This window comes from Pseudomonas sp. NPDC088429 (assembly GCF_044753305.1).
GTDB lineage: Bacteria > Pseudomonadota > Gammaproteobacteria > Pseudomonadales > Pseudomonadaceae > Aquipseudomonas > Aquipseudomonas rustica.
The window spans coordinates 1-9390 of the sequence record NZ_JBIVMX010000106.1; the positions used below are offsets into that span (position 1 = coordinate 1).

General features: G+C 59.1%; 10 protein-coding genes and 1 pseudogene. 2 read left to right on the top strand and 9 right to left on the bottom strand.

Annotation, left to right across the window (positions count from 1 at the left end):
* Nucleotides 1-10 precede the first annotated feature (10 nt).
* Nucleotides 11-655 (top strand): orotate phosphoribosyltransferase, encoded by a 645-nt coding sequence (pyrE, locus tag ACIP66_RS27345; protein WP_400652296.1) that lies wholly within the window; start codon nt 11-13, stop codon nt 653-655.
* Nucleotides 656-757: 102 nt separating this feature from the next.
* Here the strand turns inward: pyrE and ACIP66_RS27350 are convergent, their stop codons facing one another.
* From ACIP66_RS27350 to coaBC, 7 genes and pseudogenes are all read right to left on the bottom strand, one after another.
* Complete coding sequence (locus ACIP66_RS27350; protein ID WP_400652285.1) at nt 758-1141, bottom strand: hypothetical protein; 384 nt, start codon at nt 1139-1141, stop codon at nt 758-760.
* Complete coding sequence (locus tag ACIP66_RS27355) at nt 1128-1700, bottom strand: hypothetical protein (RefSeq protein ID WP_053125037.1); 573 nt, start codon at nt 1698-1700, stop codon at nt 1128-1130. Before ACIP66_RS27355 ends, ACIP66_RS27350 begins: the two co-directional genes overlap by 14 nt.
* Nucleotides 1701-1717: 17 nt before the next feature.
* Nucleotides 1718-1930, bottom strand: a complete 213-nt coding sequence (locus tag ACIP66_RS27360; protein ID WP_159814945.1) for a hypothetical protein — start codon at nt 1928-1930, stop codon at nt 1718-1720.
* Nucleotides 1931-2133: 203 nt separating this feature from the next.
* The gene (argB, locus tag ACIP66_RS27365) at nt 2134-3039 is read right to left on the bottom strand and encodes an acetylglutamate kinase (protein WP_053125034.1); all 906 of its coding nucleotides are present in this window, start codon (nt 3037-3039) and stop codon (nt 2134-2136) included.
* 17 nt (nt 3040-3056) lie between these two features.
* Nucleotides 3057-4433, bottom strand: a pseudogene (locus ACIP66_RS27370) (phosphomannomutase/phosphoglucomutase); the annotation flags it as partial.
* Between the two features lie 326 nt (nt 4434-4759).
* Nucleotides 4760-5215: a dUTP diphosphatase gene (gene dut / locus ACIP66_RS27375; RefSeq protein ID WP_008086463.1), complete on the bottom strand. Its 456-nt coding sequence runs from the start codon at nt 5213-5215 to the stop codon at nt 4760-4762.
* Between the two features lie 5 nt (nt 5216-5220).
* A complete protein-coding gene (gene coaBC / locus ACIP66_RS27380) occupies nt 5221-6429 on the bottom strand; it encodes a bifunctional phosphopantothenoylcysteine decarboxylase/phosphopantothenate--cysteine ligase CoaBC (protein WP_400652288.1) in 1209 nt (402 codons plus the stop codon).
* Between the two features lie 135 nt (nt 6430-6564).
* On the opposite strand from coaBC, the gene radC reads away from it, so the two are divergent.
* Nucleotides 6565-7239 (top strand): DNA repair protein RadC, encoded by a 675-nt coding sequence (radC, locus tag ACIP66_RS27385; protein ID WP_282353550.1) that lies wholly within the window; start codon nt 6565-6567, stop codon nt 7237-7239.
* Between the two features lie 101 nt (nt 7240-7340).
* Here the strand turns inward: radC and ACIP66_RS27390 are convergent, their stop codons facing one another.
* Together ACIP66_RS27390 and ACIP66_RS27395 are read right to left on the bottom strand one after the other, a co-directional pair.
* Complete coding sequence (locus ACIP66_RS27390) at nt 7341-8927, bottom strand: ABC transporter substrate-binding protein (RefSeq protein WP_400652291.1); 1587 nt, start codon at nt 8925-8927, stop codon at nt 7341-7343.
* A 74-nt stretch (nt 8928-9001) separates the two neighbouring features.
* On the bottom strand, nt 9002-9390 hold a 389-nt coding region (locus ACIP66_RS27395; RefSeq protein ID WP_400652293.1), incomplete at its 5' end, for a hypothetical protein.

Consider the following 9390-nt stretch of genomic DNA (forward strand, 5'->3'; position numbering starts at 1 on the left):
GGTTTTTTTCTTGCACGCGTATCAGCGCGATTTCATTCGTTTTGCCATCGATCGCGGCGTTTTGCGCTTCGGTGAGTTCACCCTGAAGTCCGGGCGCACCAGTCCTTACTTCTTCAACGCCGGCCTGTTCAACTCGGGCTCGGCCCTGGCGCAGCTGGGGCGTTTCTACGCTGCAGCCATCGCCGAAAGCGGCATTCCCTTCGACGTTCTGTTCGGCCCGGCCTACAAAGGCATCCCGCTGGCGGCCACCACCGCCGTCGCATTGGCCGAGCATCACGACCGTGACCTGCCATGGTGCTTCAACCGCAAGGAAGCCAAGGCCCACGGCGAAGGCGGCAGCCTCGTTGGCGCTCCGCTGACCGGCGACGTGCTGATCATCGACGACGTGATTACCGCTGGCACCGCGATCCGTGAAGTGATGCAAATCATTGCTTCGCAGGACGGCGCCAAGGCTGCCGGCGTGCTGATCGCGCTGAACCGTCAGGAACGTGGCAACGGCGAGTTGTCGGCGATTCAGGAGGTCGAGCGTGATTTTGGTATTCCGGTGATCAGCATTGTTTCGCTGAATCAGGTGCTGGAGTTCCTCGCGGATGATCCGCAGCTCAAGCAGCATCTGCCAGCTGTGGAAGCGTATCGCGCCCAGTTTGGCGTCTGATACGACATCATTCTGTAGGAGCTGCCGGAGGCTGCGATCTTTTGATCTTAAAAACAGAATCAAAAGATCGCAGCCTTCGGCAGCTCCTATAGGGGTTTCGATTTAGCGCAGGTTTCTCCATTTTTTCAGCAGTTTCAGGGTCAATCCTGCGTTGATCAGCGCAAACGCCAGCAGCGCCAACACCACCATCACGTACAACGTGCGATCCACATCAAAATCCCACAGATCCAGCGTGCTGCTGCGAATAATCCCCACGGCAGCCGGCAAGTTGACGTAAAACAGCGCCACAAACGCGCACGTCAACGGTAGCGCCCGCCCGTAAAACGCCTCCCGAACCTTGTCCCTGCTGCGTTTTCGGTTCAGCGGCCCCGACTGATATTCATCCAGTGCCAACGCTTCACTGAGCGCCGGCCACGCCAGGTTGAACAGGAAGGTGGTCAGGGTCAGCAGCAAGCCACTGACCGCGACGATGTCACTGAACGGCATTCAGGCCCAGCGTTGCGCAGAGTAAGGCGTGGCTGTCCTCGCTGATCTCGAACTGCCCGGCGCTGCCCTTGCGCTTGGTGATGGGTTTGAAGGTTGGCTCGTTCTGCGTGATCAGCATGTTCAGCTCATCGCGTATCACGTCCGAGCTGATGACCACCAGAAACACGGTTTGCGCGTATTCAGCCGTCTCGATCACCGCACGCATGCTGTGCTGGAGGATGTCGTCGAGCTGATTGCGAAAGCGCGACACGGTGTTTTTCAGCAGGGTTTTGCTTTGGCTTTGAGTCAGCTGAAAGATCGTCGAGATCTGCGATTCAGTCGGCAAGGTCTGCCCGAAATAGCTCTGAATCAGGTAGAGCAGACGATCCTGCTTGGCCTCGTCAGCGCGGCTGGGCATGCCGCCTTCGACCAGCATTTTCAGGTATTCGGTCAGGCTGGCCTTGGCGATGCGCTGCAAGGCGTGGGTGATTTCCGCGTCACCAATGCGCAAGGTTTTCTTGACCGGTTCCTTTTGTTCCAGCTCGAAAGCGGCGGCGTCGATCGTGAACGAGATCTGCATGGCTCAGGCGCTCCGAGTTATTTCCCGCTGGTTTCCGGGTATGGATCCTGAGGTGCATCGCCTTGGCCGCTGAGGACTTTCCAGCCCTTGAGCGGGTGCGAGGCTTCCGTGAAGTCAGGGCAGGGCGGCATCGATGATTGCGAAGGGCCTGAATACTCTCGGCCGCAGTCCACACAGGCGTAGGTGCCAGCCGAAATGTCACTGCCGTAAGGAACGCTGTCTTTTTGCATGGGTAAATCTCCGGTGGATGAAGGGAAGATCCTAGGGAGATTTGTTCTGAGGTGATGTCGGAGGTTTCGCTGAGTTATGTCGGACGTTTCTTGCGCGCATAAAAAAGATCGCAGTCTTCGTCAGCCCCTACAGAAATTTCATACAAACGAAATTCGCTTTTTGTAGGAGCTGCCGCAGGCTGCGATCTTTAGCCTTTCAGCAATCAGTGACGCTTGCGATTACTGATCAGCGTACCCACACCGGTATCAGTGAAGATTTCCAGCAGGATCGCGTTCGGTACACGACCGTCGATGATCAGCGAGCTACCGACGCCGCCCTGAACCGCTTCCAGCGCACAACGGATCTTCGGCAGCATGCCGCCGTAGATGGTGCCGTCAGCAATCAGATCGTCGACCTGCTGCGTACTCAGGCCGGTCAGCACGGTGCCCGACTTGTCCATCAGGCCGGCGATGTTGGTCAGCAGCATCAGCTTTTCAGCTTTCAGCGCTTCGGCGACTTTGCCAGCCACCAGGTCAGCATTGATGTTGTACGACTCACCGTTGGCGCCGACGCCGATTGGCGCGATCACCGGGATGAAATCACCTTTGACCAACAGGTTGAGCAAGTCGGTGTTGATCCCGATGACTTCGCCCACGTGGCCGATGTCGATGATTTCCGGCTGGGTCATCTCCGGGGTCTGGCGGGTAACGGTGAGCTTTTTCGCACGAATCAGCTCGGCGTCTTTACCGGTCAGGCCGATGGCGCTGCCGCCGTGGCGGTTGATCAGGTTGACGATGCTTTTGTTGACCTGACCGCCCAAGACCATTTCGACGACGTCCATGGTCGCCGCGTCGGTGACGCGCATGCCATCGACGAAGTGGCTTTCGATCGACAGGCGCTTGAGCAGATCACCGATCTGCGGGCCGCCGCCGTGCACGACCACCGGGTTGATGCCGACGGCTTTCATCAGCACGATGTCGCGGGCGAAGCCGGTTTTCAGCTCCTCGCTTTCCATCGCGTTGCCGCCGTATTTGATCACCAGGGTCTTGCCGACATAACGTCGGATATAAGGCAGCGCTTCGGACAGGACCTTGGCAGTGTTGGCGGCGGCATCGCGTTCGAGGGTCATTCAGGGCTCCGGGTGGATCAGAACGGTAGTTGGAGATCAGGTGCAACACGTTTCAATTGGGCGTGGAACACGTCTTTGATGCGCTGCAATTCAGCCTCGTCATCGGCCTCGAAGCGCAGCACCAGCACCGGTGTGGTGTTGGACGCGCGCACCAGGCCCCAGCCTTTGGCGTAATCGACTCGCACGCCGTCGATGGTGGTCAGGTCAGCGCCTGCGCCCCACTGTGCGTCGTGCAGTGCATCAATGATGCTGAATTTGCTCTCTTCGGTCACATGGATATTGATTTCCGGCGTAGAAATATCGTTCGGGAAGGTCGCAAACAGCTCTTCCGCAGTGGATTTTTCCTTGCTGAGGATCTCCAGCAGCCGCGCGGCGCTGTAGATACCATCGTCGAAACCGAACCAGCGCTCCTTGAAGAAGATGTGCCCGCTCATTTCACCGGCCAATAGCGCGCCGGATTGTTTCATTTTCTTTTTGATCAACGAATGACCGGTCTTCCACATTAGCGGACGACCACCGTATTCCTTGATCAGCGGCACCAGGCGACGGGTGCATTTGACGTCGAAAATGATCTCGGCGTCCGGGTTACGCGCAACCACGTCACGGGCGAACAGCATCAGCAGACGATCCGGGTAAACGATGCTGCCGGTATTGGTCACCACGCCGACACGGTCGCCGTCGCCGTCGAAAGCCAGGCCGATGTCGGCGTTGGTTTCTTTTACTTTGGCGATCAGGTCGACGAGGTTTTCAGGCTTACCCGGATCCGGGTGATGATTCGGGAAGTTGCCGTCGACTTCGCAGAACAGCGGGATGACTTCGCAGTTCAGTGCTTCGATCAGTTGCGGGGCGATCACGCCGGCCGCGCCATTGCCGCAGTCGACCACGACTTTCATGCGCCGCGCCAGTTTGATGTCCTGGACGATTTCGGTGTTGTAGCGGTCGAGGATTTCGACTTGGGTAACGCTGCCGGTGCCGCTGCTCAGATTGTTGGTCTTGATGCGCTCATGCAGCACCTGAATCTGTTCGTTGGCGAGGGTGTCGCCGGCGATGACGATCTTGAAACCGTTGTAGTTCGACGGGTTGTGGCTGCCAGTGAGCATCACGCCCGACTTGCCGGCCAGCACGTTGGCGGCGTAGTACAGCGCCGGCGTCGGCACCAGACCGACATCGCTGACGTGGCAGCCGCTTTCGGCGATACCGCGAATCAGCTCGGCAACCAGCTCAGGACCGGACAAGCGACCGTCGCGACCGACGGACACATTCGGCTCACCTTGAGCGAGGCTCTGCGAACCGATGGCGCGGCCGATCCAGTAAGCGGTTTCGGCATTGAGGAATTCCGGCACGGTGCCGCGAATGTCATAGGCGCGGAAAATGCTGTCGGGCAGCTTCGGGGCGATCTTGGCTGGGGTGCTCATCTACGGAAATGCTCCATCTCGAAAGTGGCGGGACAGACCGACGAATCGTTCGACGGCAGGCTCAAACTGAAGGGTATGACGGCGTTTTCCACAGAGAGTTCGTGGTATGAAAGGGCCATGACGCCTCGGCTGGCGTGGCTTTCGGCCGGCAAAACCTTGATTTACGGTGTTAAAACCTGTCGCACAAATTGCACAAATTTCTCTTCTGTAGGAGCTGCCGAAGGCTGCGATCTTTTGACTTTGTTTTTTAAGATCAAGATCAAAAGATCGCAGCCTGCGGCAGCTCCTACAGGAGATGTGTTCGGTTATTTGGTGCCGGTATGGCCAAAACCGCCGGTGCCGCGTTCGGTTTCGACGAACTCTTCAACCATTTCGAAATGTGCCTGCACCACCGGTACCAGCACCAGTTGCGCCAGACGTTCGCCGACGGTCATGGTGAAATCGCTCTGGCCACGGTTCCAGCAGGACACCATCAGCGGGCCCTGGTAGTCGGAGTCGATCAGGCCGACGAGGTTGCCCAGCACGATGCCGTGCTTATGGCCCATGCCCGAGCGCGGCAGGATCAGCGCGGCGAGGTTCGGGTCGCCGATGTAAACCGACAGACCGGTGGGGATCAGCACGGTTTCACCCGGCTTGATCACGATGTCCTGTTCCAGCATGGCGCGCAGGTCGAGGCCGGCGGAGCCCGGAGTGGCGTATTGCGGCAGCGGAAAATCGGTGCCGATGCGTGGGTCGAGGATCTTGGCTTGCAAAGCGTGCATGTAAATTAAACCTGGTTCAGACGTTCGGCGATAAAAGTGACCAGTTGGCGAGCGATCTTGCTCTTGCTGGTCTGGGCGAAAATCGTGGCGTGCAGCTCACGGTCAATCACGCTGCAGGCGTTTTCTTCGCTGTTGAAACCGATGCTCGGGTTGGCGACGTCGTTGGCGACGATCAAATCGAGATTCTTGTCCTTCAGCTTGCGTGCAGCGTAGTCGAGCAGGTGTTCGGTCTCGGCGGCAAAGCCGACACTGAACGGACGGTCGGGACGGGTCGCGATGGTGGCCAGAATGTCTGGATTGCGCACCATTTGCAGGACAAAGCCATCACCGCTCGTAGGATCTTTCTTGAGTTTTTGCGGGGCGATGACTTCCGGGCGGTAGTCCGCAACCGCTGCCGAGGAAATGAACACGTCACACGGGATCGCGGCTTCACACGCCGCGAGCATGTCGCGGGCGCTGACCACGTCGATACGCGTGACGCGATCTGGCGTCGGCAAGTGCACCGGGCCGCTGATCAGCGTGACGCGGGCGCCGGCTTCAACCGCTGCTTCGGCGAGTGCAAAGCCCATTTTTCCGGAGCTGTGGTTGGTGATGTAGCGCACCGGATCGATGTTTTCCTGAGTCGGGCCGGCGGTAATGACGACGTGTTTGCCGGTCAGTGCCTGGCGCTGGAAGCAGTCCGCCGCGCACTGTGCGAGGTCGGTGGCTTCCATCATCCGGCCCATGCCGACGTCGCCGCAGGCCTGACTGCCCGAGGCCGGGCCGAAGGTCTTCAGGCCACGGCTTTCAAGGAGTTGCAGGTTGGCCTGGGTCGCCGGATCGCGCCACATCGCCTGATTCATGGCCGGCGCGACAGCGACGACAGCGTCAGTGGCGAGTACCAGCGTGGTCAGCAAATCATTGGCAATGCCTTGCGCCAGACGCGCGAGCAGGTCGGCGGTGGCCGGGGCGATCAGCACCAGATCGGCCCACTTGGCCAGCTCGATGTGGCCCATCGCGGCTTCGGCGGCCGGGTCGAGCAAGTCGAGGTGCACCGGGTGGCCGGACAGCGCCTGCATGGTCAGCGGGGTGATGAATTCGGCGCCGCCGTGGGTCATGACCACGCGCACTTCGGCGCCCTGATCGATCAGGCGACGAACCAGATCGGCGCTCTTGTAGGCCGCGATGCCGCCGCCGACGCCCAGAACGATGCGTTTCCGATACAGCCGCTGCATAGGTCTGCCTTTCATTTCGTGGGTGACATACGTGGCGAAACCCCCTCCCCAGGGTGAATCCGCCCGCAAAAAAGATGGGCTAAGATATCACAGCGACCGCTACGGAACAGCGGCGCCCACTGACAGGGAAGTGCTATGAGTATTCGTGATTGGCCCGCGGCTGAACGCCCGCGGGAACGCTTGTTGGAACAAGGTGCGGCGAGTCTTTCGGATGCGGAACTGCTGGCGATTTTCCTTCGTACCGGCGTGCCGGGGAAAAGTGCAGTGGATCTGGCGCGGCATTTGTTGAGTCAGTTCGGCAGCCTGCGTTTGCTGCTTGAGGCCGATCAGGACGCATTCAGCAAACAATTGGGATTGGGGCCTGCAAAGTTTGCGCAGCTGCAAGCGGCGCAAGAAATGGGTAAGCGGCATCTGGCCGAGCGCTCGCGCGAGAAGCCTGCGCTGGAGAATCCACAGGTCGTCCGCGATTACCTCAAAGCCATGCTGAGGCATGAGCCTCATGAGGTGTTCGGCTGTCTGTTTCTCGATTCAAAACATCAGGTGCTGAATTTCGAGGCGCTGTTTCGCGGATCGATCGACAACACCAGTGTGCATCCCCGGGAAGTGGTGAAGCGTGCGTTGGCCAACAACGCGGCGGCGGTGATCCTCTGCCATAACCATCCGTCGGGGAACACGGATCCGAGTCAGTCAGATCGGTTGCTGACCAAGCGACTGCAGAAAGCTTTGGATTTAATTGATGTGCGGGTGCTCGATCACTTCATCATCGGTGACGGCGAGCCGCTGTCGATGGCGGAGTGCGGCTGGATGTAACTTCCACTCCCTGTAGGAGCTGCCGCAGGCTGCGATCCTTTGATCCTAAAAAAACAAAATCAAAAGATCGCAGCCTGCGGCAGCTCCTACAGGGGGATCGGTTATTTGAGGTTGACCTTGGAGTAGTCCTGACGGCCAAACGGGCTGACGGCGTAGCCCTGCACGTCTTTGCGCGTCAGCGCATACGCCGTCGGGTGCGCCAGCGGCAACCACAACGCCTGCTGCTGAATCTGCGCCTGCGCCTGCTCGTACAGCTTGGTGCGTACACCTTGTTCGCTGGTGGTCTTGCCGGCGCTGATCAGCTTGTCCAGATCGGCGTTGCAGTAGCGCGCGAAGTTAGTCCCCGACTTGACCGCAGCGCAGGAAAATTGCGGCGTGAGGAAGTTATCCGGATCACCGTTATCGCCGGCCCAGCCCATGAACAACAGATCATGCTCGCCCGCCTTGGCGCGACGAATCAGCTCGCCCCACTCGATCACGCGGATTTCCGCCTGAATACCGATCTCTGCCAGATCCGACTGCAACATCTGTGCGCCGAGGCTTGGATTCGGGTTGAGCAGGCTGCCCGACGGACGCGTCCAGATGGTGGTCTGGAAACCATCCTTCAAACCAGCCTTGGCCATCAGCGCCTTGGCTTTGGCGATGTCGTGCGGATAGCCCGGCAGGTTCTTGGCGTAGCTCCAGGTGTTCGGCGGGTAAGGGCCGTTGGCTGCTTCGGCGGTGTCTTCAAACACAGCCTTGATGTAGTTGGCCTTGTCGAACGCGAGGTTGATCGCCTGACGCACTTCCGGCTTGTCCAACGGCGGATGCTGACTGTTGATGCCAACGAAAGCGGTCATGAACGCGTCAGTCTTTTCGACTTTCAACGTCGGTTCTTTCAGCGCGGCTTGTACGTCGAGTGGCTTCGGCGACAGGGCGATCTGGCATTCATTGCGTCGCAGCTTTTGCAGGCGCACGTTGGCGTCCGGGGTGATGGCGAAGATCAGCGGATCGACCGCAGGCTTGCCACCGAAGTAGTCCGGGTTGGCCTTGTAGCGGATCGCCGCGTCTTTCTGGAAACGATTGAACACGAACGGGCCGGTGCCGATTGGCTGGCTGTTGAGCTTGTCCGTCGCGCCGGCCTTCATCAGTTTGTCGGCGTATTCGGCGGAGTAGATAGAGGCGAAGCCCATGCTCAGGGTCGCCAGGAACGTCGAGTCCGGGTGATCAAGGGTGAAGCGCACAGTCAGCGGATCGAGGGCGTCGATCTTCTTGATCAGTGCTGGCAGTTGCATCGACTGCGCGTGCGGGAAACCGCTCTGGGCGACTTTGTGCCACGGGTTCGCCGGGTCGAGCATGCGGTCGAAGCTGAATTTAACGTCTTCAGCGGTCAGCTCGCGGCTCGGCTTGAAGTAATCGGTCGTGTGAAATTTCACCTGCGGATGCAGTTTGAACACGTACGTCAGGCCATCGGTGCTGACTTCCCAGCTGTCGGCCAGGCTCGGCACGACTTTGCCGCTGGCGGTGTCGAAATCCACCAGACGGTTCATCAGCACGTCGGCCGAGGCGTTGGTGGTGGTCAGCGAGTTGTATTGCACCACGTCGAACCCTTCCGGGCTGGCCTCGGTGCAGACGCTCAGCGCGGCGGCCTGGGCCAGAGGGCTCAGCAGGAGCGGGGCGAGCAACAGGGGTAGGGCAGCGAGGCGCATGGTCGGTTTCCTTTTACAGATCGAAGGCCCATCTGCAAGTGCAGTCTGGAAAAGGCCTACCCTAGAGGGCTGGATTACAAATGACTATCCCCTTTTTGCATTTTAAGGGCACAGTGACGGCGGTTTTTCAGACCACGGCGCTGCGCAAAAAGTCTGAAAGCCGTGTGCAGACGATTTTCTTCGACGAGTGGTAAAAACCGGTGCCGGCCTTTATCCAAAGCGTTCGCAGGTCGAAAAAGCACTTTTTTGTGGATTGATTGCACACGGAAAGTTGTTGCACCCCGGTCTTTCTGGTATAAAGCAGCGCTCTTTTCTAGGGGCCCGGTTCCTTCACTGTAGGTGTAGCCGGTAAGACCTCTAAAGAAACGCGGCGCCTGGCGCCAAATGACTGAGAGATTAAGCGGCCAACCCATGCCGGGTTGGGCTTGTGGTTTTTGAGGGCTGAGGCATGTCGAGAGTATGT

Coding starts and splice junctions, on each gene's coding strand:
- argB (WP_053125034.1), bottom strand. CDS start 3,039: ATGACCCTCGAACGCGATGCCGCCGCCAACACTGCCAAGGTCCTGTCC.
- ACIP66_RS27350 (WP_400652285.1), bottom strand. CDS start 1,141: ATGCCGTTCAGTGACATCGTCGCGGTCAGTGGCTTGCTGCTGACCCTG.
- dut (WP_008086463.1), bottom strand. CDS start 5,215: ATGCACGCTTTGCAAGCCAAGATCCTCGACCCACGCATCGGCACCGAT.
- radC (WP_282353550.1), top strand. CDS start 6,565: ATGAGTATTCGTGATTGGCCCGCGGCTGAACGCCCGCGGGAACGCTTG.
- ACIP66_RS27355 (WP_053125037.1), bottom strand. CDS start 1,700: ATGCAGATCTCGTTCACGATCGACGCCGCCGCTTTCGAGCTGGAACAA.
- ACIP66_RS27390 (WP_400652291.1), bottom strand. CDS start 8,927: ATGCGCCTCGCTGCCCTACCCCTGTTGCTCGCCCCGCTCCTGCTGAGC.
- coaBC (WP_400652288.1), bottom strand. CDS start 6,429: ATGCAGCGGCTGTATCGGAAACGCATCGTTCTGGGCGTCGGCGGCGGC.
- ACIP66_RS27360 (WP_159814945.1), bottom strand. CDS start 1,930: ATGCAAAAAGACAGCGTTCCTTACGGCAGTGACATTTCGGCTGGCACC.